General features: G+C 36.5%; 17 protein-coding genes, 2 pseudogenes and 1 other annotated feature. Of the genes and pseudogenes, 14 read left to right on the top strand and 5 right to left on the bottom strand.

The window, feature by feature from the left end; translation table 11 throughout:
• Positions 1–273 precede the first annotated feature (273 nt).
• The 7 genes from ACM6HU_RS17955 (at position 274) to ilvA (ending at position 9,184) form a co-directional block, all read left to right on the top strand.
• On the top strand, positions 274–1,332 hold the full coding sequence (locus ACM6HU_RS17955) for an FUSC family protein (RefSeq protein ID WP_016114376.1): 1,059 nt from the start codon (positions 274–276) through the stop codon (positions 1,330–1,332).
• Between the two features lie 225 nt (positions 1,333–1,557).
• Positions 1,558–1,803: a binding site (T-box leader), on the top strand.
• Positions 1,804–2,267: 464 nt separating this feature from the next.
• Complete coding sequence (gene ilvE / locus ACM6HU_RS17950; protein ID WP_016114377.1) at positions 2,268–3,167, top strand: branched-chain-amino-acid transaminase; 900 nt, start codon at positions 2,268–2,270, stop codon at positions 3,165–3,167.
• Between the two features lie 24 nt (positions 3,168–3,191).
• Positions 3,192–4,916, top strand: coding sequence for an acetolactate synthase large subunit (gene ilvB / locus ACM6HU_RS17945; RefSeq protein ID WP_414848356.1), 1,725 nt, complete (start codon positions 3,192–3,194; stop codon positions 4,914–4,916).
• The gene (locus ACM6HU_RS17940; RefSeq protein WP_016114379.1) at positions 4,913–5,143 is read left to right on the top strand and encodes an ACT domain-containing protein; all 231 of its coding nucleotides are present in this window, start codon (positions 4,913–4,915) and stop codon (positions 5,141–5,143) included. Before ilvB ends, ACM6HU_RS17940 begins: the two co-directional genes overlap by 4 nt.
• 15 nt (positions 5,144–5,158) lie before the next feature.
• Positions 5,159–6,172, top strand: coding sequence for a ketol-acid reductoisomerase (locus tag ACM6HU_RS17935; protein WP_016114380.1), 1,014 nt, complete (start codon positions 5,159–5,161; stop codon positions 6,170–6,172).
• Positions 6,173–6,215: 43 nt separating this feature from the next.
• Positions 6,216–7,889: a dihydroxy-acid dehydratase gene (ilvD, locus tag ACM6HU_RS17930; protein ID WP_242227319.1), complete on the top strand. Its 1,674-nt coding sequence runs from the start codon at positions 6,216–6,218 to the stop codon at positions 7,887–7,889.
• 32 nt (positions 7,890–7,921) lie between these two features.
• Positions 7,922–9,184 carry a threonine ammonia-lyase IlvA gene (gene ilvA, locus ACM6HU_RS17925; protein ID WP_088094626.1) on the top strand — a complete coding sequence of 421 codons (1,263 nt, stop codon included), beginning with the start codon at positions 7,922–7,924 and terminating at the stop codon, positions 9,182–9,184.
• A gap of 46 nt (positions 9,185–9,230) precedes the next feature.
• Here the strand turns inward: ilvA and ACM6HU_RS17920 are convergent, their stop codons facing one another.
• The gene (locus ACM6HU_RS17920; RefSeq protein ID WP_414848355.1) at positions 9,231–10,328 is read right to left on the bottom strand and encodes a CapA family protein; all 1,098 of its coding nucleotides are present in this window, start codon (positions 10,326–10,328) and stop codon (positions 9,231–9,233) included.
• 464 nt (positions 10,329–10,792) lie between these two features.
• Between ACM6HU_RS17920 and ACM6HU_RS17915 the strand changes: the two genes are divergently transcribed.
• A complete protein-coding gene (locus ACM6HU_RS17915) occupies positions 10,793–11,506 on the top strand; it encodes a DUF554 domain-containing protein (RefSeq protein WP_016114384.1) in 714 nt (237 codons plus the stop codon).
• Positions 11,507–11,565: 59 nt separating this feature from the next.
• Here the strand turns inward: ACM6HU_RS17915 and ACM6HU_RS17910 are convergent, their stop codons facing one another.
• The 4 genes and pseudogenes from ACM6HU_RS17910 to ACM6HU_RS17895 form a co-directional block, all read right to left on the bottom strand.
• Positions 11,566–12,294 carry an ABC transporter permease gene (locus ACM6HU_RS17910; protein WP_077295659.1) on the bottom strand — a complete coding sequence of 243 codons (729 nt, stop codon included), beginning with the start codon at positions 12,292–12,294 and terminating at the stop codon, positions 11,566–11,568.
• A gap of 125 nt (positions 12,295–12,419) precedes the next feature.
• Entirely contained in the window at positions 12,420–13,010 is a 591-nt protein-coding gene (locus ACM6HU_RS17905) for an ABC transporter permease (RefSeq protein WP_242227316.1), read from the bottom strand.
• A pseudogene (locus ACM6HU_RS17900) lies at positions 12,985–13,497 on the bottom strand (AAA family ATPase); the annotation flags it as partial. The gene ACM6HU_RS17905 and the pseudogene ACM6HU_RS17900, both read right to left, overlap by 26 nt.
• Before the next feature lie 17 nt (positions 13,498–13,514).
• The gene (locus ACM6HU_RS17895; RefSeq protein ID WP_098161472.1) at positions 13,515–14,129 is read right to left on the bottom strand and encodes a TetR/AcrR family transcriptional regulator; all 615 of its coding nucleotides are present in this window, start codon (positions 14,127–14,129) and stop codon (positions 13,515–13,517) included.
• Between the two features lie 205 nt (positions 14,130–14,334).
• Between ACM6HU_RS17895 and ACM6HU_RS17890 the strand changes: the two genes are divergently transcribed.
• The 6 genes and pseudogenes from ACM6HU_RS17890 to ACM6HU_RS17865 all read left to right on the top strand — a co-directional run.
• Entirely contained in the window at positions 14,335–15,519 is a 1,185-nt protein-coding gene (locus ACM6HU_RS17890; RefSeq protein WP_414848354.1) for a YhgE/Pip domain-containing protein, read from the top strand.
• Positions 15,520–15,756: 237 nt separating this feature from the next.
• Positions 15,757–17,286, top strand: a complete 1,530-nt coding sequence (locus ACM6HU_RS17885) for a cardiolipin synthase (protein ID WP_016132721.1) — start codon at positions 15,757–15,759, stop codon at positions 17,284–17,286.
• Between the two features lie 151 nt (positions 17,287–17,437).
• Positions 17,438–17,893 (top strand): MarR family winged helix-turn-helix transcriptional regulator, encoded by a 456-nt coding sequence (locus ACM6HU_RS17880; RefSeq protein WP_016114391.1) that lies wholly within the window; start codon positions 17,438–17,440, stop codon positions 17,891–17,893.
• A gap of 34 nt (positions 17,894–17,927) precedes the next feature.
• Positions 17,928–18,299: an ATP synthase subunit I gene (locus tag ACM6HU_RS17875; RefSeq protein WP_016114392.1), complete on the top strand. Its 372-nt coding sequence runs from the start codon at positions 17,928–17,930 to the stop codon at positions 18,297–18,299.
• Positions 18,300–18,704: 405 nt separating this feature from the next.
• On the top strand, positions 18,705–19,259 hold the full coding sequence (locus ACM6HU_RS17870) for a recombinase family protein (protein ID WP_016132722.1): 555 nt from the start codon (positions 18,705–18,707) through the stop codon (positions 19,257–19,259).
• 90 nt (positions 19,260–19,349) lie between these two features.
• A pseudogene (locus ACM6HU_RS17865) lies at positions 19,350–21,320 on the top strand (Tn3 family transposase); the annotation flags it as partial.
• Positions 21,321–21,421: the final 101 nt, after the last annotated feature.

Here is a 21,421-nt window from a genome sequence, read left to right as displayed (position 1 = left end):
GATTGCTTGAAAAGTTTAGTCCTATTGATAATGGAAGGATAAAAAATATAGAACAGGGCATGAATAGTAAGTATAAATATAAATATATTTGCTTTTGTAGTTATTTTTATATAGACTCGTGTATTTAGGTTAAATACACATTTTCATGAAGGTTCGATTTATTCTTGTATTGGTGAAATAATCAAGTTTCATTTGTGGTAACTTGATTTTCCATCATTTAGAGTAAGTGTAGGGGATTTTATATAAAGTGATTTTTTGAACAAAGGAGTTTTTATGAAAAAAAACATAGGTAAGAAAAAGACTGGACTACTAAAAGGAGTAATGCTGATAACAAAAATAGCTTTAGCTTCTGGTTTATCATGGGAATTAGCAAAAATGCTAGGATCAAAACATCCTTATTTGGCACCACTGACTGTTATTCTTTCTATACAAGAAACAGTCCAACATTCTGCCATGTATGCTTTTTACAGAATTATCGGCACTATTTTCGGGATTTCCGTTACCGTTTTTATTATCAATCATTTAGAAGTAAATGGGTGGACGATAGGATTATTATTGTTCGGAGGAATGTTGCTCCCAGTTATACTAAGAGTACATAAAACCATAATACATCAAGTAGCTTTAACTATCTTATTAGTTTTTGTCTTTGTTCATAAAACAAACTATTATGTCATAGATCGAATCAGAGATACTATTATAGGGGCACTTATTGCCATTATTATCCATGTAATAATTTTTCCACCCAATTATGTGAAGGAAGCTCGTCAGACATTAAGTCAATTTGGATTTCATCTTGTACAGTTGTTTGAAAGAACAGCTAATTGGGTAAATACGAATTGTGGCTCTGTTAACGGACAGCAGTTAAGAAAAGATGTGACGAATCTACTTCAGGAACTGCATCAAGCGCAAAAAGATTTTAAGCTGGCGGAAAAAAGTTTGAAATTGAATCCATTTGCTAAGAATAAAAAACAAATATTAAAACAAAACGAACAATTCCTTGTGCAGTTAAAGGTAGGGTATATCTATCTTTCTAATATAATCAATACATTCAGTGACTGGTCTAACACAGACTGCATTTCAAAAACGGATCAACAACAATGGACGATTCAACTACAAATGCTAGGAAGATACATAGAAAATCAACTCAATAAGAGTTCAGAGGATCGTCAAAATTCTAGGGTTTCTAAATTTCACCTAGATTTATTAGACTTATCTTCGATTTCTGTACAAATCAATATCTCACCAGAATTAGAGCACTATAGATATCAATTGGGTTTGTATAATGAAACGCTTAAATTTATTCAAGAGTTAAGGAAGGATAATTATTACTAGCTCGGTTCTTGTACAAAAAAATCTGCGGGGATGCTAGGTTAGCAAAAAAGTTTCTTCTTAACATGCCGAAATCTATGTTCTAACAAAAAAGATCTACCTTTAAGCATTCGGATTATAATTTAAAATATAAATTTTCAAAAAATATATTGACAATAAAACGAACAAAGTCCTATAATACGTGTAACAACTGAAAGTTAATTAAGAATTTTCTAACTTTCATATATTTTATATGCAAAGAAGAGGAAAGTAGATGATTATGAAAGTTTCAGAGAGCTGCCCCGTGGCTGTGAGGGTGGTAACGATTGAATCATTGAAAATCACCTTGGAGCATCGCTTGCGAAAGGAAAACTGAGTAGAGGGCGGCGGTTTCATCTCCGGTAAAAGGATGAAAGTCTGATAGGACTTACAAAGCTTATATTTTGTGAGAAATATAAGGAAGCTGAGTGGTAACGCGAAACTCTCGCCTCAGCAATCAAAGCTACTATGATGTAGTGATTGATTGCTGAGGCGAGAGTTTTTATTTTAGAAAATAGAATAGAAGAATGCAAAGAAGAGGAGAGTAAACGATACAAATTGTTTCAGAGAGCTGCCCCGTGGCTGTGAGGGTGGTAACAATTGCATCGGTTGAAGATCACCTCAGAGCACTGCCTTCGAACAAAGTGAGTAGAGAGCAGCGGAGTTGTTCACGATAAAAGAACAAAAGTCTAATAGGACTTACAGAGCTTATATTTCGCGAGAAGTATAAGGAAGCTGAGTGGTACCACGATTCCCTCGTCTCAGCAATGGATTGCTACACGTTTGTAGAAAATCGATTGTTGAGACGAGGATATTTTTATAGTTAATATACAGAAGATTCAGATAAAATATATTCTTCTCAGCAATCGATATAAAGATGGATTGCATGTAAATAGATAAAAAAAGAGGAGCGATGTAGGATGGGAAACCAGTATATCTATATGAATGGGGAATTAGTAGAAAAAGAAAAGGCGGTTGTATCTGTTTATGACCACGGTTTTTTATATGGAGACGGCGTATTTGAGGGGATTCGTAGCTACGGAGGAAATGTATTTTGTTTAAAAGAGCATTTAAAGCGTTTATATGAATCTGCGAAATCAATTTTACTAACGATCCCGATGACAGTAGAAGAGATGGAACAGGCGGTTTTACAAACACTGCAAAAAAATGAATATGCAGATGCATATATTAGATTGATTGTTTCAAGAGGAAAAGGAGATTTAGGACTTGACCCAAGAAGCTGTACGAAACCAAGCGTCATCATTATTGCGGAACAGTTAAAGTTGTTCCCACAAGAATTTTATGATAATGGTCTTAGCGTTGTATCTGTTGCGTCTCGTCGAAATATGCCAGATGCGCTTGATCCACGTATTAAATCGATGAACTATTTAAATAACGTACTCGTAAAGATTGAAGCAGCACAAGCGGGTGTGCTAGAAGCGCTTATGTTAAATCAGCAAGGGTATGTTTGTGAAGGATCGGGAGATAACGTGTTCGTTGTGAAAGATGGAAAAGTAGTAACACCACCTGCATATTTAGGAGCTCTTGAAGGGATTACAAGGAATAGTGTTATTGAACTTTGTGAAAGGTTAGGTATTCCATGTGAAGAAAGACCATTTACTCGCCACGATGTATACGTGGCAGATGAAGTTTTTTTAACTGGTACAGCAGCTGAGTTAATTCCAGTAGTCAAAGTAGATTCAAGAGAAATCGGAAATGGAAAGCCAGGGGAAGTAACGAAACAGTTAACAGAAGAATTTAAAAAGTTAACGAGAGAGCGAGGAGTGCGCGTTCCGGGACTAGCGGAAAGCTTAGCTTAACGAATAGGGGAAGGAGTTAGCGAAATGGTGGAACAACATGCAGTGTGTGATGAAGTGGATTACGGAAAAATAAAAAAAGTAACAGGTGCCAGACATGTCATCCAATGCTTGCAAAAATTAGGTGTAACAACAGTGTTTGGTTATCCAGGCGGAGCTATTTTACCAGTTTATGACGCCCTGTATGGCAGTGGATTAAAACATGTGTTAACGCGACATGAACAAGCAGCTATTCATGGAGCAGAAGGGTATGCGAGAGCTTCTGGAGAGGTCGGGGTAGTATTTGCTACCTCCGGCCCAGGAGCTACAAACTTAGTTACTGGTTTAGCAGATGCGTATATGGATTCGATTCCTTTAGTGGTAATTACAGGTCAAGTGGCGACACCTCTCATTGGAAAAGATGGATTTCAAGAAGCGGATGTTGTGGGAATTACAATGCCGGTTACAAAACATAATTATCAAGTACGAGATGTAAATCAGCTATCACGTATATTACAGGAGGCATATTATATTGCTAAAAGTGGACGGCCAGGCCCAGTATTAATTGATATTCCAAAGGATATTCAAAATGCTATTGTAACGAACTTTTTTGAAGGGGAAGTTCAAATTCCGGGTTATAAGCCACGAATCGTCCCAGACAAAATGCAGCTGGAGAGCGTAGCGGAGGCCATTTCAAAAGCAGAGCGCCCGCTACTATATATCGGCGGCGGTGTAATTCATGCAGATGCAACCGAAGAGCTTCTAACATTTGCAAGAGAGAACCGTATTCCAGTCGTTTCGACTTTAATGGGACTCGGCGCTTATCCGCCGGGAGATCCACTGTTTTTAGGAATGCTAGGCATGCATGGTACGTATGCCGCAAATATGGCAGTAACGGAATGTGATTTACTTCTTGCCTTAGGTGTTCGTTTTGACGACCGAGTAACAGGAAAGTTAGAACTATTTTCACCTCATTCTAAAAAGGTACATATCGATATTGATCCAGCGGAACTTCATAAAAATGTGACTGTAGAATATCCAGTTGTTGGAGATGTGAAGCGAGCGTTGCACATATTAGGAGATATGCGAATAGAGTGTCAAACTGATACATGGGTAGAGAGAGTAAAAGAATGGAAAGAAGAGTACCCACTGTCATACGAACAACAGGGAGGGAAATTAAAACCACAACATGTAATTGCTTTACTAAGTGAACTAACAAATGGTGAAGCAATTGTGACCACAGAAGTTGGGCAGCATCAAATGTGGGCAGCGCATTTTTATAAGGCACAAAAACCGCGAACATTTCTTACATCTGGCGGACTAGGAACGATGGGGTTTGGATTCCCAGCAGCAATCGGTGCTCAGCTTGCCTTTGAGGATAAGTTAGTTGTTTGTATTGCGGGAGATGCTTCATTTCAAATGAACATTCAAGAATTGCAAACAATTGCTGAAAATAATATTCCAGTGAAAGTTTTTATTATTAATAACAAGTTTTTAGGTATGGTAAGACAATGGCAAGAGATGTTCTATGAAAATCGTTTATCAGAATCACAGATTGGATCACCTGATTTTGTGAAAGTAGCAGAAGCATATGTAGTAAAGGGTTTGCGTGCTACAAATCCGATTGAAGCGAAACAAGCCATGTTAGAAGCATTTTGTTATCAAGGGCCAGTTGTTGTTGATTTTTGTGTAGAAGAGGGCGAAAACGTATTTCCAATGGTTCCTCCTAATAAAGGGAATCATGAAATGATTATGAAGAGGTGGGAAGAATGAGTCATACTTTTTCACTCGTTGTCAATAACGACCCTGGAGTTTTACTAAGAGTAAGTGGGGTTTTTGCTCGGCGTGGTTATAATATTTCTTCTTTAGATTTAAATGAAGGAGAAACGAGAGAAATTTCGAAAATGAAACTTACAGCGGTTTGTACTGAAAATGAAGCGACACTGCTCGTAAATCAGTTGAAAAAGTTAATTGATGTATTGCAAGTAAATAAATTATAAGGAGTGTATGAAAAAATGAAAACATATTATGAACAAGATGCAAATTTAGAGGTATTAGCAGGGAAAACGGTGGCAGTAGTTGGTTATGGGTCACAAGGTCATGCGCAAGCGCAAAATTTACGTGATTCCGGTGTTCATGTTGTAGTGGGGGTTCGTCCAGGAAAATCTTTTAACGTAGCGAAAGCGGATGGTTTTGAAGTAATGTCAGTTTCAGAAGCGGTACGAACCGCAGACGTTGTACAAGTATTATTGCCAGATGAACAGCAGGCACATGTATATCGAAATGAAGTAGAAAAGAATCTTCGCGAAGGACAAATGTTACTTTTCTCGCATGGATTTAATATTCACTTTGGACAAATTCAGCCACCAAGTTACGTAGATGTAGCGATGGTTGCGCCAAAAAGTCCAGGACATCTTGTTCGCCGCGTATTTCAAGAAGGAAATGGTGTTCCAGCTTTAGTTGCCGTTTATCAAAATGCGACTGGAAACGCTTTTGATGTAGCTCTTGCATATGCCAAAGGAGTTGGTTGTACACGTGCTGGTGTAATTGAAACATCATTCCAAGAAGAAACAGAGACGGATTTATTTGGAGAACAAGCTGTATTATGCGGCGGGGTAACTGCACTTGTGAAAGCAGGCTTTGAAACGTTAACAGAAGGTGGATATCGTCCGGAGATTGCATATTTCGAATGCTTACATGAGCTAAAGTTAATTGTTGATTTAATGTACGAAGGTGGTCTAACAAATATGCGCCATTCTATTTCAGATACAGCAGAGTTTGGTGACTATGTAACAGGATCTAGAATTGTTACAGATGAAACGAAAAAAGAAATGAAACGAGTTCTTGCGGAGATTCAGCAAGGCGAATTTGCAAAGAAATGGATTTTAGAAAATCAAGCAGGACGTCCAACTTACAATGCGATGAAAAAGGCAGAGCAAAATCATCAACTTGAAAAAGTAGGAGCAGAATTACGAGAGATGATGACTTGGATCCAGCAACCAAAGGGGAAAGAGTTAGTGAAAAAGTAGTAGGAGATAGATAAGTGAAAATGAACAGAAGGGACTTGAAAAGATGAGAAGTGACATGATTAAAAAGGGATTTGACAAAGCACCACATCGTAGTTTATTAAAAGCAACTGGTTTAAAAGATGAAGACTTTGATAAGCCGTTTGTAGCAATTTGTAATTCTTTTATTGAAATTATTCCAGGTCATAAACATTTAAATGAATTTGGTCGTCTTGTAAAAGAAGCGGTACGTGCAGCTGGTATGGTTCCGTTTGAGTTTAATACAATTGGGGTAGATGATGGGATTGCGATGGGGCATATCGGTATGCGCTATTCGCTCCCAAGCCGTGAAATTATCGCCGATTCAGTGGAAACGGTAGTAAATGCACACTGGTTTGATGGGATGATTTGTATTCCGAACTGTGACAAAATCACACCAGGTATGATGATGGCCGCATTACGTGTTAACATTCCGACTGTATTTGTTTCTGGTGGTCCAATGGCTGCAGGGAAAACATCAAAAGGAGAAGTAGTCGACTTAAGTTCCGTTTTTGAAGGGGTAGGTGCCTATCAATCTGGGAGAATTTCAGAAGAAGAGTTAAAGGATATTGAAGATCACGGTTGTCCATCTTGTGGTTCTTGTTCAGGTATGTTCACTGCAAATTCAATGAACTGTTTATGTGAAGTATTAGGGCTTGCGCTTCCTGGGAATGGTAGCATTTTAGCAACAGACCCAAGGCGTGAAGAACTAATTCAACAAGCAGCTGAAAAATTAAAAGTATTAATTGAATGTGATATTAAACCACGAGATATCGTAACAGAAGAAGTGATTGACGATGCATTTGCATTAGATATGGCGATGGGAGGATCAACAAATACGGTATTACATACGTTAGCAATCGCACAGGAAGCGGGACTTGATTATGATATGAGCCGAATTGATGCAGTTTCAAGACGCGTTCCACATTTATGTAAAGTGAGCCCAGCTTCTAATTGGCATATGGAAGATATTGATCGTGCAGGTGGTATCAGCGCTATTTTAAAAGAATTAAGTAGAAAAGAAGGTGTACTCCATCTGGACCGTATTACAGCTACTGGCCAGACATTACGAGAAAACATCGCTCATGCAGAGATTCAAGATAAAGAAGTAATTCACTCTCTTGAAAATCCTCATAGTGAAGAAGGTGGTCTGCGTATATTAAAAGGAAACCTTGCAAAAGATGGTGCTGTTATTAAAAGTGGTGCAACAGAAGTGAAACGTTTTGAAGGACCATGTGTTATTTTTGGGTCTCAAGACGAGGCGCTTGCAGGGATTATGCTAGGTAAAGTGAAAAAAGGAGATGTTGTTGTTATTCGTTATGAAGGCCCAAGAGGTGGACCTGGTATGCCAGAAATGTTAGCTCCAACTTCAGCAATTGCTGGTATGGGATTAGGCGCAGATGTTGCACTATTAACAGATGGTCGGTTTTCAGGCGCATCACGCGGCATTTCAGTAGGACATATTTCACCAGAGGCTGCTGCTGGCGGAGAGATTGCACTTCTCGAACAAGGCGATATTGTATGTATTGATGTAGAGGAACGTTTACTTGAAGTGAGAGTAAGTGATGAAGAATTAGAAAAACGGAGGAAAGAATGGAAAAAACCAGAGTTAAAAGTGAAAACAGGATGGCTTGGGCGCTATGCACAAATGGTAACATCAGCGAATACAGGTGCAGTGCTAAAAATGCAAAATTTTGATTAAATCCATATAAAAGAGATAAGGAATGATACGAGATGGTGCAAAATGTAAGGGAGAGAGTGAAAATCGAAGATATCCTTGTGGCTCATAATCATATGAAGGATATCGTCAATAAAACACCGCTCCAGCGGGATTCAGTTTTATCTGAGAAATATGAATGTGATGTATATGTGAAACGAGAAGACTTACAAGTAATTCGTTCGTTTAAAATTCGAGGTGCTTACAATTTAATTCAAAGCTTATCGAAAGAACAATTACAAAATGGGGTTGTATGTGCTAGTGCTGGTAATCATGCGCAAGGGGTTGCTTATACGTGTAATTTATTGAAGATTCAGTCTAAAATTTTTATGCCAACAACAACACCTAAGCAAAAAGTATCTCAAGTACAATTTTTTGGTGGTACTTATGCGGAAATTGTGTTAGTTGGGGACACATTTGATAGCTCTTTCCAAGAAGCGCAGCACTATTGTGAGGAAAATAGCATGATGTTTGTTCATCCGTTTGATGATCCATATGTAATTGCGGGTCAAGGGACAGTCGCTGTTGAAATCTTACACGATATGGAGAAACATGTGGATTATGTCTTCACAGCAATTGGTGGCGGTGGTTTAGCATCAGGTATTGGTACATATGTAAAAGGTGTGAGTCCTACGACAAAAGTAATCGGTGTGGAACCAAAGGGAGCAGCATCGATGAAAGAAGCTTTTTTACAAAATGAAAACGTGGCCCTAGAAAAAATCGATAGTTTCGTTGATGGAGCAGCTGTCAAAAAGGTAGGGAAATTAACCTTTGAAACGTGTAAAGACGTATTGGATGATATTGTATTGATTCCTGAAGGGAAAATTTGCACAACGATTTTAGAATTGTACAAGAAAAATGCAATCGTTGCGGAGCCAGCTGGTGCTCTTTCAATTGCGGCACTCGATTTTTATAAGGACGAAATTAAAGGGAAAACCGTTGTTTGTACGTTAAGTGGTGGAAATAACGATATTGATAGAATGCAGGAAATGAAAGAACGCTCTCTCATTTACGAAGGGTTAAAACATTATTTTATAATTGAATTTCCGCAACGTTCAGGAGCATTGCGAGAATTTCTTGATAAAGGATTAGGACCAGAAGATGACATCACTCGTTTTGAGTATATTAAAAAACACAATAAAGAAAATGGGCCTGCACTTGTTGGGGTGGAGCTAAAACATAAGGAAGATTATGAGCCATTAATTAGCCGTTTTCAAAAAAATAATATTCAATTTATGGAGCTAAATAAAAATCCTGTTTTGTTTGATTTGTTAATTTAATATACAAAAAGAAAGGAAGCTTTTTAGTAAAAAGCTTCCTTTCTTTCTAACTACGTTTATTTTTAATTGTTCCAGTTTCATCAATTTCTACATCAGTTGAAACGGTTTGTAAATATTGTAATGTTTTTTTCTTTTCCTCAGGAGTGACTGGTGAAATTTGATCATTACGAATGATATAAGGATTAAATGACATTTGTACATCTTTTCCTTTAAATGTAAGAGTTAATACACCTGTTTCAGCACTTTTCCCTTTTACATAGTTAGGGAACAGGAAGTTTCCTAATGAATAAGCGACAGGGACTTTGTTGTAGTATTCAAATCCTTGTAACCAATGTGGGTGACTTCCAACAATCGCATCAGCACCAGCTTCGACTATTTTCGGTACATATTGTTTTTGGTAGTCTACAGGTCTATTAGATTTTTCAACACCCCAATGCATATACACAATCAGATAATCGGCGTCTTTCTTTTGTTCTTTAATCGTTTTTGTTACTAGATTGATATCATATCCATTTGCAACACCTGGCTTGTCTTTACCAGATACCCAGGTAAAGTCAGGCATAAAACGAACAAAGGAAAGGAATTTAATTTTTTTCCCTTTTACTGTGATTTCTCTAGCGGTGTATGCATCATCTGCATTTTTTCCAGCTCCAATATAAGGGAGTTTTAGTTTTTCTACATGAGATATCGTATCCATTAAACCATCTTGTCCATAGTCGAGCGTATGGTTATTGCCAATATTCACAATGTCATAGCCTGTGTTTTTAATAGCTTGTAGTGTGGAAGGATCGCTTTTGATCCAGAATGACTGACCAGGGGCTTTTTTCTCCCGTGTTGTAAATGCAGATTCCAAGTTTATAAAGGAGATATCAGCTTTGGTTATTTCATCTTTCACATGCTGGAACGGATAATCAGCACCGTTTTTTTGAATAGCTGGTCGTAAATTCCAATCGAACATCGTATCACCAGAGAAAGTAATTGTAATTTCAGGATTCTCTTTCTTCTTTGTGTCCGTTGCTTTTTCCGTTTTATTTTCTACCCCAGCTATATCTTTTGCTTTTGATGTAAAGGAGTTATTTATCAATAAAACAATCGGTGTAATGAGAATTGCTATTAAAATAAATCGTTTAAATAAAGGTGTCATAGTTATCTTTCCTTTTTCTTTTTATATCATGACTTCCTTTTAGAAAGTTCAATGATGAGAGTTTCATATAATATGTACAAAAATGAGTAAGTGCTTAATAGTTTATCCCGCTATTTATGGACAGTAACACTCCCGTCTTAAAATTCAGCGGAAGCAAAGAGGTTCAGGTGGGAGATGAACTGCCCGTAAAAGTCTGATTGGTGAGAGCTGATTAAAGTTTCACTTTATGTATGTTAGACATGATATGTAGGATAAAAGATGCTTCTGTTAGATTATAGGCATGTATTGAGAGCTCATCTTATAGTGTATGCAATATTACGGTAACATGAAACGAGGAAAAAATACAATACATAAGTCGATTTTACTTGTGTGCTTTTGAAAATTCTGTTAAAATTCCGTGTATTTTGTTGTATGTTAGATATAAAAATTAAAAAATAATGGTTGAAGAGGATGGAGAAGGCATAATGGTTATATTAGGAGCAGTAGTGAACGGAATTTGTATACTAATTGGTACTATATTAGGTAAACTATTAAGCAATATTCCAGAAAGTATGAAAGGGACAGTTATGCATACAATTGGTTTAGCTGTTACTGTACTTGGTCTTCAAATGGGATTGAAAAGTGAAAACTTTCTCGTTGTAATTATAAGTCTTGTCATTGGTGCAGTGATTGGAGAATGGTTGGAGTTAGAAGAAAAGTTAAAGAGTTTAGGGGATTGGCTAGAAAAAAAGGTTGGCTCAAAAGGAGAAGGGAGTATATCTCTCGGATTTGTGACAGCTACATTAATCTTTGCCATCGGAGCAATGGGGATACTTGGAGCTTTAGATAGCGGTATCCGAGGCAATCATGATGTGCTATTTACAAAAGCAATTATTGATGGATTTATTTCTATTATTTTAACGACAACACTCGGAATAGGCGTACTATTTTCAGCAATACCAGTCATTTTATATGAGGGAGGTATTGCGATTTTCGCGACGCAAATTAATAGTGTTGTACCAGAGAAGCTAATGAATCAGTTTATCGTAGAAATGACTGCGACTGGTGGTATTATGATTTTTGCAATCGGACTCAATTTGCTTGGATTTATTAAGATAAAAGTGGCAAATTTATTACCTGGGATAGTGGTAGTTGGGATTATTGTTTCTATTATATATGGATATGATTTGTATGTTTAGTTAGGCTGAATAGCCCAATCCTGCTTTGAAACAGTTTTGGGCTATTTGTATGTAAAAAATTAATATGCTTTTTTCATAAAATGAACAAAGCCACCTATAAATAAAATCACAAAGCTCCCGATTACGACAAATACTAGTGTTTGAACAGAGATATAAAACAGCCCAGAGCCTTCTTTAGGAAGCATAGCGAGAAAAGGTTGGGACCATGGATAGATGGGACCGAACCTTGCAGAATTCGCAATTATCATAGCGGGTATGGAAGCTATAACATTTAAAGCAATCGGTGCTGCAAAGCTGGACCAAATACTTGAAACCCATAATTGTAAGGCGATTAAAGGGAGGGTAGCAATCCAGCCGCCTACTACACTTTTTACTATAGTAGCTAGAGGGAATGGCCCAGGGACATGCAAAAGTTGTCCAACGTTAATATAACTTATAATGAAGAAGACTTGCATCGCACCTATAAATAAGAGAATAAAGAGAAATTTTATAATATAGACGTGATATCGTGATATAGGTTGTACTAAAAGTTGTTTCCAACCACCATTTGAATGTTCATATCGGCAAATAAATGCAGTGAAAATGCCTGTTAATAATGGAAGAAGCAACATACCATGTACCATTATCATGATATTATAAATTAACTCCCAATGTTTATAATCGGGATAGTTTGAGGCATTTGCATAAGCTGTTACTCCTGCTAAAATCGGGCTTAAAAATAGTAATGTCCATATTTTGGTTTTTTTCATTTTATAAAATTCAGCTTGTATGGTTTTAAGCCAAAGCATTATTTATGCACATTCCTTCTAGTAAAATCTGCTGTTTCAATACATAACATACATATACCAACGATTAGGCCTATTGCTACACATAGAAGTGGAGACCCCCAGTCAATACGTAGGCTTGGCCATCTTCATATGAACCAATTGGGAAGAGCTACTGAAAATATTGTGAAAATAGTTCCTAAAAGTCCGATTGTAAATGCGATACTTTGGTTTTGAAATATGATAGCAATCCATAGTTGTAGCGCTACAATTGGCAGTGCCGACCAATAAGGATAGAAGCTCATTTTAAATATAGAAATCCATGGAATTGAAGCATCGAATTGTAATGCTAAATCCAATCCAACTATGCCAAGCAATAATAAGGAACAAGATACAGCGAGCAGGAAAACTACCAGTATGAATTTTACTAGAAAAATATGTCGCTTATTAATAGGTAAGGATAAGAGATGCTTCCATGAACTAGAATGATGCTCTATGTGTGCAATTAAAGAAGTAACAATCGTAATTCCTAATATAAGAGTTGTGAGAGCAAGCGGTTGAGCTTCAGAAATGAGGCCGCTCCATAAGTCTTTCGCATATTTCTTTGTCAACCAATCATATCGAAGAAAAAAGTTACATGCTTGAAGAGAAATAACACCTATTGGTCCTAAAAAGATTAAAAACCAAATCCACTTTCTTTTTATTTTTAAAAGTTCAGATTGAAAGAGGCGTTTGTACATGTGTCTCTTCCTCCTTTATAAGCTGTAAGAATATTTCTTCGAGTGACTTTTTATTTTCTTCAATTCGGAATACAGAAATGTTATGTGTTACAAGTGTTTTTACAATTTCGCCAACAGTTTCATTTGATACATTTGATAGAATAATTTGATTCTCCTCTTGCATAGAAGGAATCCCTTTAGCGAGAATGAGCTTCCAAGCTGCATCTGGTTTGTCTGTCCTAAGTGTAATAGAATGCTGAGCATGGCGGCGCAATGTTTCTATTTTGTCTTGAAAAATAAGCTTTCCTTTTGCAATGATACCAACATAAGTTGCCATTTGATCAATTTCACTTAATAAGTGACTAGATATAAGGATGGTAATTCCTCTTTCTTTTGCTAATTGCTTAATTAACGTACGAATCTCATGAATCCCCTCTGGATCAAGTCCGTTTGTCGGTTCATCTAAAATTAATAGCTGTGGATCACCAAGTAAGGCAATTGCACTTCCCTGTACAGTTGCTCCTTCTAGCCCTCATTAAACAAAGTAAAACCCACTGCACACAAGGGTCCTTTAGTCATAAGCTTCACTAATTGTTTTGCAGTATATTTCGGTGAATATTTCATGTCATTTTGAAGCCACCAAATTGCCATCCCAACAACACAGGAAGTGATGAAATGGAATACCATATCCTTTGGAATATCTAAGTCATGGTCTTCAATTTTAAGCTCAATGAAATTTTGTTCAAGATTATCCATAATAGTCTGCTGCATTTTTAGGTTAAAATCATGAATGCCATGAGGTCCAAGCATGCTTTTATAAAAGTCTGCATGTTTTAATATACACTCAAATATGGATTGTAAAATCCCCTCGAATTCCGAAAGATCTATTTGATGTCCCTGCACATGGGCATATAGGACCATCTTACTTGTCAACTCTCCTAGTACATTCTCACTAAGCTTTGTTAACAAATCTTGTTTATCCCTGTAATGCGAGTAAAATGTTGCTCGATTGATGAGTGCCTCATCTGTGATGTCTTGAATGGTAATAGCATCGTATCCCTTTTCCGCTATCAGTTTGATAAAAGCATCATATATAAATTTCTTTGTCCGAATAATCCGCAGATCCGCCTTTTTCAACATCTTATACCTCCCTGTTCGTTATTATCATTATAAACAACAGATTTCATCCGGTTGTTTCTTATCTTACATTTATGCCCTAAATGTAAATTGCAATGTGTAGTAAAAACGATATAATTTCATTATAAACAACATGTTTTTATTATAAACTACATGTTGTTCGTTATCTATCTTTTTGTTGGATGAATGCTAGGAGGAATAATTTAAAATGCTTACAGTAAAGCAATTTTTCAAACAAAAGATGATTCTAGGTGGCGTTTTAGGTATTATGGCTGCTGTTATCATCGCTAGTTTTGCTTTTATGGGTTCAACTGTTAATCCTATACCCAAAGACTTGCCGATCGCTATGGTAATACAGGATACAGGTGTGAACTTACCAGGACAAGGAAGTGTAAATTTAGGAGATAAAATAAAAGAGCAAATTCTGCAAAATAAGCAAAGCCCAGTTAAATGGACGTTCTTACAAACGCAAGAAGATGTATTGCAAGGGATGAAGGATAAGAAGTACTACGCTGCCATCGTGTTTCCACCAGAAATATCCCAGCAACTTGTATCGCTGACCACACCTAAGGGACAACAAGCCGAGGTACAAGTCTTGGTGAATCAAGGAATGAACTATAATGCCGCAATGGTTTCGAGCCAAATGATTGATAGGTTCATTGGAGGGATAAACGAAAATATCCGTAATACCTTGCTTGATCAGCTTTCACAAAGAAATATGACACTAACAACTGAACAGGCAAAGTTATTGGCAAACCCATTTATTGCTAAAACGGAGTTGATTCATCCAGTTCAAGCACGTACAGGTAATGGAAATATTCCTATAATGCTGACACAAATCTTATGGATTACTACTCTTATCAGCTCCTTAGTCTTATTTATAGCTGTCCAAAAGTTTACAAACGGACGCGTTACAGGAAAATCAGTCCTATCACAGATTCTTGCAGGTTCTGTTTTCGTGACGGTAATTGCAAGTTTAACCCTTTTCATTGCTCATACCATACTCGATGTAAACATACCGAACCAAGGAGAAATTTTCTTATTATTACTTTTCTTTGGTTTCATGTTCTTCCTTTTGCAAAGTGCAGTACTCAACTGGATTGGCCGTGTCGGGGTACCAATATTAATGGTAGTCTTCTTCTTTTCTATGCCAACCTTATCACTGGCACACGAATTTCTTCCGGATGTGACAAAACACTGGTTGTATTCTTGGACTCCTTTTAAGTACAGTGTAGAAGCATTTCGTAACAGCTTCTTCTTTGGAGGATACGGGATAGGCTCATATGTTCAGGCGATGGGGTTTCTTGGACTTGTATCTCTTATAATTATGGTACTGGCTGTATTCAAAGGGAAAGATAAACAAAAAGGTTCTTTATCTACTGAGTCAGTGTAGAGAGAGTAGATCTAAAGCCAAAGAGATACAAGGGATTTCCCTTGTATCTCTTTGGCTTTCATGAGCTCGACTTTATTCAGCATCATTTACATAAATGGAATATCACAAAATTCCATTTATGTAAATGATATGACGGACTAGAGCAGCAACCCTGTGATTCTCCCTTATAGAAATGTTAGGTTACAGCTTCCATATATGAATCCTATATTTAAGAAAGAATAGGTGAATTTTATAAAGATGAAAAACCCTAAAGTTCAATTATTATTTGTATTTACACTTGTCTCTATCGTTCTCTTTCTGTTGAATATATCCATTATCTCACTATACAACTTTGTCGACGTACTATGGTCTATCACAATAGTAGGAATTGCCTTCATTATTTTTATCGAAAACCGTTCCCCACAAAGTACTTTAGCATGGTTTTTAGTATTAGCACTTCTTCCCGGTGTTGGTGTAATTTTGTACTCTCTTTTTGGCCGAAGTCGTTGGAGAAGAAAGAAGCATCTACATCGTTCAGAAGAGCAAAGAAAATTATTCCGTGAGATTTTAGAAGGAAAACGCCTAGATTTATCATTCACTTCCTCATTAAGTGAGCGTTCTACTTATTTAACACAGGTTGTACAAAAATTCGGTGGCGGTCCTGTTGCCAATAATACCACAACAAAACTCTTAACAAATGGGGATCAAACATTTACAAACATTATACAAGCTATTGAAAATGCTACACATCATATACATATTCAATACTTTATTTATCGAGCAGATGAAATTGGTACAAAAATTCGCGATGCATTAATTAAGAAAGCAAAATCTGGTGTAATTGTACGCTTTCTTTATGATGGGATCGGAAGCAATTCATTACGAAATCGTTTCTTACAACCCATGAAAGATGTAGGAATTGAGGTTGTGGCATTTGATCCTATTCTTTCATCATGGCCACTTGAAACAATAAATTATCGTAACCATCGTAAAATTGTCATTGTAGATGGAGAGATTGGTTTTACAGGTGGGCTCAACGTTGGCGATGAGTATCTTAGTCGTTCTAAAAAATTCCCAATTTGGCGTGACAGCCACTTAAGAATAGAAGGAAAAGCATTGTACAAATTACAAGCAATATTCCTTGAAGATTGGCTTTATGCCACTAATGGTTTAAATACTTATTCTTGGAATCAATTTATGAATAAAAAATACTTTCCAGGTAAACAAAATTCTCATGCAGAAGGTGCTATTCAAATTGTAGCAAGTGGACCAAGTTCAGATGATACAAACATTCGTAATACTTTACTTGCTGTTATAGGTTCTGCTAAGAAAGCAATTTGGATCGCAACACCTTATTTCATTCCGGACCAAGAAACATTAACATTACTACGTTTAAGTGCAATAGCTGGAATAGATGTCCGTATTCTATATCCAGGTAAGAGAGATAGAATTATTAGTGATCTAGCATCTCAATCATACTTCACACCACTTCTAAAAGCCGGTGCTTCAATTTACAGCTATAAAGATGGTTTTGTGCACGCTAAAATTGTACTTGTAGATGATGAAATTGCAACAATTGGCACAGCAAATATGGATGTCCGTAGCTTTGAACTAAATTATGAAATCATTAGCGTACTTTATGAATCTAAGACAGTTCTTGATATTAAACGTGATTTTGAAGAGGACTTTAACCATTCGTCTGAAATTCGATGGAAATCATTTCAAAAACGTAGTATTCGAAAACGAATACTGGAATCCCTAATGCGTCTAATTTCCCCTTTATTATAATTCCGAAAAAAGTAATCAAAACAAATTTGCTTACTTTTTCCTTTACACTAACATAAAGATATCATATAGTTAAGTTAATTAAACTTAACTATATGTCGAAACGAAAAAACGGCGTACAATGAAATAACAGAATGATTGGAGGAAGAATAATATGACCAGTTCTTATAAAGAAGTAATTACCGACATGAACCGAGCCTACAATGAATTAAACATTTTACTATCTCAGGAGTTAAAGAATGAGTTTGGTCTTACAGCGCAGCAAGAGAACATGATAATCTATATTAATTTAAATAAAAATACTACAGCTAACAGTATTGCGACCACTTTTAATATATCCAAAAGTGCTGTCAGCCAAGTTTTATCTAAATTGGAGAAACATAATATGATTTCGAAACACGTAAATCCTAACAATAAACGTGAGTATTTCCTTACACTTGGTCCTAACGGTAGCAAGTATATAGAACGATTGTCTCAGCTAGATGATTTACTTATTGAGAAATACTTCTCTAAAATTGATATCGAAGCCTTGCAGCAAATGACCGATACCTTAATTAAAATAAATCAAATTATACTGGAAGAAAAGAAGAAGACCCTTGAGCCTAAGTAATAAAGTCTCAATGAGAAAGGTAAAGGAGTACAGCATGATTCGTATGGCACTAAGGGCATTTAAAATACAAATGTATTATTTGCTAGGCACGATGTTATTAGGATGGATTATGACGCCTTTTTCGCCCCATTTTTTAGGTGCAAGCATTGGCTTGCTTGTTAGTATGTATTGTGTTTGGATTTTAGGAAGGCGTATTGAAAAGTTTGGAGATAGCATTGTAAAAAAAACAAAAACACCGACGCTTGGTATGATTAATCGGTTTGCAGCAGCGATACTCGGTGCGATTATTATGTATGAGATTGAACACCATAGTGTCATATGGACATTTGCTGCCGGAATTATGGGTGGTTATTTCTTAATTGTGATTAATTTAGGGTATTATAGCATGAAAGATGGGAAGAAATAGATTAGCATAAAACTTTTTTTGGGACACAGCACATCGCTATCAAGCTCAGGTTAATAAAAGTCATTTTCAAAAATGGCTTTTTTCTTTTTCTAAAAAACCAGTGTAGATTATTGGAAATTCTGCATATCAAATAAACCCTAACGGGTTTCATTTTTTTATTGGGGTCCCGTCAGCCAAATGACATAAAAACCACGTTAAGACATTTTTCGGAAGTGAAAACCTTGATTTTTGTAAGCTAAGGATTGTAACTAAAACGACCATTTTTGTTACAGCAGTTTGTATCAAAATATGAAGTCAAGTAAACCAGCAATCCCGGCGTAACAAAAATGTGTAACAAAATTATTTGTAACAATATATATTAAAAGACATTTTTGATACAATAAAAATAAAAAAAGGAAGAATTACATGAAATTTGGATATATGCGAGTGTCTACGATTGATCAAAATTTAGATCGCCAAGAACAACAATTAAAAGAAGCCGGTTGTGAACGTATTTTCTTTGAAAAAATAACAGGAGTTAAACGAGATCGTCCTGAGTTGAATCGTATGTTAGAATTTCTACGCCAAGGAGATACAGTAGTAGTAACAGATTTGACTCGTCTTTCTCGTTCTACAAAAGATTTAATTGAAATTGCCGAACTCATTTCTCAAAAAGGAGTAAACTTGAAAAGTCTAAAAGAAGCTTGGCTTGATACAACAACAGCACACGGAAAAATGCTCTTTACTGTTTTTGCAGGGATTGCTCAATTTGAAAGAGATTTGACCTCTGAACGAACAAAAGAGGGAATCATAGCAGCCAAGAAACGTGGGAAGCATCCCGGAAGACCCAAAACTGATGAAGAAAAGGTAAATTATGCTTTATATCTTATAGATCAAGGAATGAATCGTACTGATGCTGCAGAAAAAGCTGGTATCTCTCGCATGACGCTGTATCGTAAAATACAACAAAAAGATAATTAGCAATACAAATGAATGGCACAGAGTAGAAATAATATATCATTATTTGCTACTTTGCCCCTGGTTACAGCAACGCTGGTACTGGGCCAAGGTATATGTGATGCACTTATTAAAGCAAAAGAAGAAGGAATAGATGCTTTTACAGCATTAGATGGTGTAATGCCCTGGAATAAAATTGTAGAATCAGTTGAAGAAGCTAAACAGCTATCTAGGCCTGTTAACTATGATTATTTGGATTTATTGGAAACTCGATACTCTTACTTAAGAAAATACACACCTACACTATTACAAACATTTAAGTTTGGAGCAACGAAGTCTGCTGAACCTGTTTTGCAAGCATTGGAAACCATCCATGAGTTAAATGAAACTGGTAAGAGAAAAGTACCAATAGACGCGAATCTTAGTTTTGTTTCAAATCGTTGGCAAAATCATGTGTATGATGAGGAGGGGAATATTAATCGTCATTACTATGAACTTGCAGCACTGACAGAATTAAGAAACTATATTCGATCAGGAGACATATTTGTTCCTGGAAGTAGGCAACATAAAGCATTTGATGATTATCTTGTATCTCAAGAGAATTGGAAAAGTGTAACTAGTGTGCAAGATTTTCTTGCGGTCCCGATCAGAGTTGAAGAATATTTAATGGAACGTATAGACTCGCTAAACCAACGTTTAGATTGGTTATCTCGAAATAGTAACGACCTAGAGGGAGTTGATATAGAAAAAGGTAAATTCTATGTTCACCGACTCGATAAAGATACACCTGAAGAAGCAAAAGTCTATAGTTCCCGTCTATACAGTATGTTACCTAGGATAAAACTAACAGATTTATTACTAGAGGTGGCGAGTTGGACTGGGTTTCATGAACAATTTATTCATGCCTCAAGCAATAAAGCTCCTAATGAGGAAGAAAAGAATATTCTGTTGGCAACCATTATGGCTATGGGAACAAACATAGGTCTAACTAAGATGGCGGAAGCTACTCCAGGTATTTCTTATAGACAAATGGCCAATGTTGCTCAATGGAGAATGTATGAAGATGCTATGAATCGTGCTCAAGCGGTTTTAGTCAACTTTCATCACCAACGAAAGTTAGTAACATACTGGGGAGATGGAACTACATCATCTTCTGATGGTATGCGCATGCAAGTAGGCGTATCTTCTTTGCATGCTGATTCAAACCCTCATTATGGTACAGGAAAAGGCGCTACAATTTATCGCTTTGTTAGTGATCAGTTCTCTTCTTTTTATACAAAAGTAATTAATACAAATGTTCGTGATGCTGTTCATGTTATTGATGGTTTACTACATCATGAGACAGATCTTAACATTGAAGAACACTATACAGATACAGCTGGGTATACTGATCAAGTATTTGGTTTAACTCATATACTTGGGTTTCGTTTTGCCCCTCGTCTTCGTGATTTAGCTGATACTAAATTGTTTACTATAAATGGCATTCAAGAATATCCTGATGTACAAGCACTTCTTAGAGGCAAGATAGATATAAAGGTAATTCAAGAAAACTACGACTATGTATTACGTTTAGCGTACTCTGTAAGGACAGGTAAAGTTTCTGGAGCTTTAATCATGGGAAAATTAGGTTCTTACGCAAGACAGAATAAGCTTGCTAAAGCACTTCGGGAAATGGGGAGAATAGAAAAAACGATATTTACCCTGGATTATATTTCAAGTAAAACTTTGAGAAGACGTATACAAAGGGGATTAAATAAAGGTGAAGCTGTGAATGCACTTGCCAGAGCTATCTTCTTTGGAAAACTTGGTGAATTTAGAGAACGCGCTCTCCAAGATCAATTACAACGAGCAAGTGCACTCAATATCATAATCAATGCTATTAGTGTTTGGAACACGGTTTATTTAGAGGAAGCTACAGAAGAGCTCAAAAAAAAGGGAGAATTCAGGGAAGAGTTAATGCCCCACGTGTCCCCATTAGGTTGGGAGCACATAAACTTTCTAGGTGAATATAACTTTGATGTAGCATATGATTCAAGTTTACGTAATTTACGCCCATTAAATAAAAAAGAGCCGGTTTACTCTTAGCGGAGTAAAATCCGGCTCTTTTTTTGTCGGAATTTGCTTAGCGTGGTTTTTTTCCGAAATGCTGGCGGTACCCCATTGCTATCAAGCTAAAAATTTATGGT

This window comes from Bacillus sp. IT-79MI2, assembly GCF_949768135.1.
Lineage (GTDB): Bacteria > Bacillota > Bacilli > Bacillales > Bacillaceae_G > Bacillus_A > Bacillus_A pseudomycoides.
The sequence above is the reverse complement of the archived record's forward strand: the minus strand, read 5'-3'. Positions and strand labels throughout refer to the sequence as shown.

Excerpts from the sequence above, each read along its gene's own strand:
- ACM6HU_RS17955 (WP_016114376.1), top strand. The coding sequence starts at position 274 with ATGAAAAAAAACATAGGTAAGAAAAAGACTGGACTACTAAAAGGAGTA.
- ilvE (WP_016114377.1), top strand. The coding sequence starts at position 2,268 with ATGGGAAACCAGTATATCTATATGAATGGGGAATTAGTAGAAAAAGAA.
- ilvB (WP_414848356.1), top strand. The coding sequence starts at position 3,192 with ATGGTGGAACAACATGCAGTGTGTGATGAAGTGGATTACGGAAAAATA.
- ACM6HU_RS17940 (WP_016114379.1), top strand. The coding sequence starts at position 4,913 with ATGAGTCATACTTTTTCACTCGTTGTCAATAACGACCCTGGAGTTTTA.
- ACM6HU_RS17935 (WP_016114380.1), top strand. The coding sequence starts at position 5,159 with ATGAAAACATATTATGAACAAGATGCAAATTTAGAGGTATTAGCAGGG.
- ilvD (WP_242227319.1), top strand. The coding sequence starts at position 6,216 with ATGAGAAGTGACATGATTAAAAAGGGATTTGACAAAGCACCACATCGT.
- ilvA (WP_088094626.1), top strand. The coding sequence starts at position 7,922 with ATGGTGCAAAATGTAAGGGAGAGAGTGAAAATCGAAGATATCCTTGTG.
- ACM6HU_RS17920 (WP_414848355.1), bottom strand. The coding sequence starts at position 10,328 with ATGACACCTTTATTTAAACGATTTATTTTAATAGCAATTCTCATTACA.
- ACM6HU_RS17915 (WP_016114384.1), top strand. The coding sequence starts at position 10,793 with ATGGTTATATTAGGAGCAGTAGTGAACGGAATTTGTATACTAATTGGT.
- ACM6HU_RS17910 (WP_077295659.1), bottom strand. The coding sequence starts at position 12,294 with ATGCTTTGGCTTAAAACCATACAAGCTGAATTTTATAAAATGAAAAAA.
- ACM6HU_RS17905 (WP_242227316.1), bottom strand. The coding sequence starts at position 13,010 with ATGTACAAACGCCTCTTTCAATCTGAACTTTTAAAAATAAAAAGAAAG.
- ACM6HU_RS17895 (WP_098161472.1), bottom strand. The coding sequence starts at position 14,129 with ATGTTGAAAAAGGCGGATCTGCGGATTATTCGGACAAAGAAATTTATA.
- ACM6HU_RS17890 (WP_414848354.1), top strand. The coding sequence starts at position 14,335 with ATGCTTACAGTAAAGCAATTTTTCAAACAAAAGATGATTCTAGGTGGC.
- ACM6HU_RS17885 (WP_016132721.1), top strand. The coding sequence starts at position 15,757 with ATGAAAAACCCTAAAGTTCAATTATTATTTGTATTTACACTTGTCTCT.
- ACM6HU_RS17880 (WP_016114391.1), top strand. The coding sequence starts at position 17,438 with ATGACCAGTTCTTATAAAGAAGTAATTACCGACATGAACCGAGCCTAC.
- ACM6HU_RS17875 (WP_016114392.1), top strand. The coding sequence starts at position 17,928 with ATGATTCGTATGGCACTAAGGGCATTTAAAATACAAATGTATTATTTG.
- ACM6HU_RS17870 (WP_016132722.1), top strand. The coding sequence starts at position 18,705 with ATGAAATTTGGATATATGCGAGTGTCTACGATTGATCAAAATTTAGAT.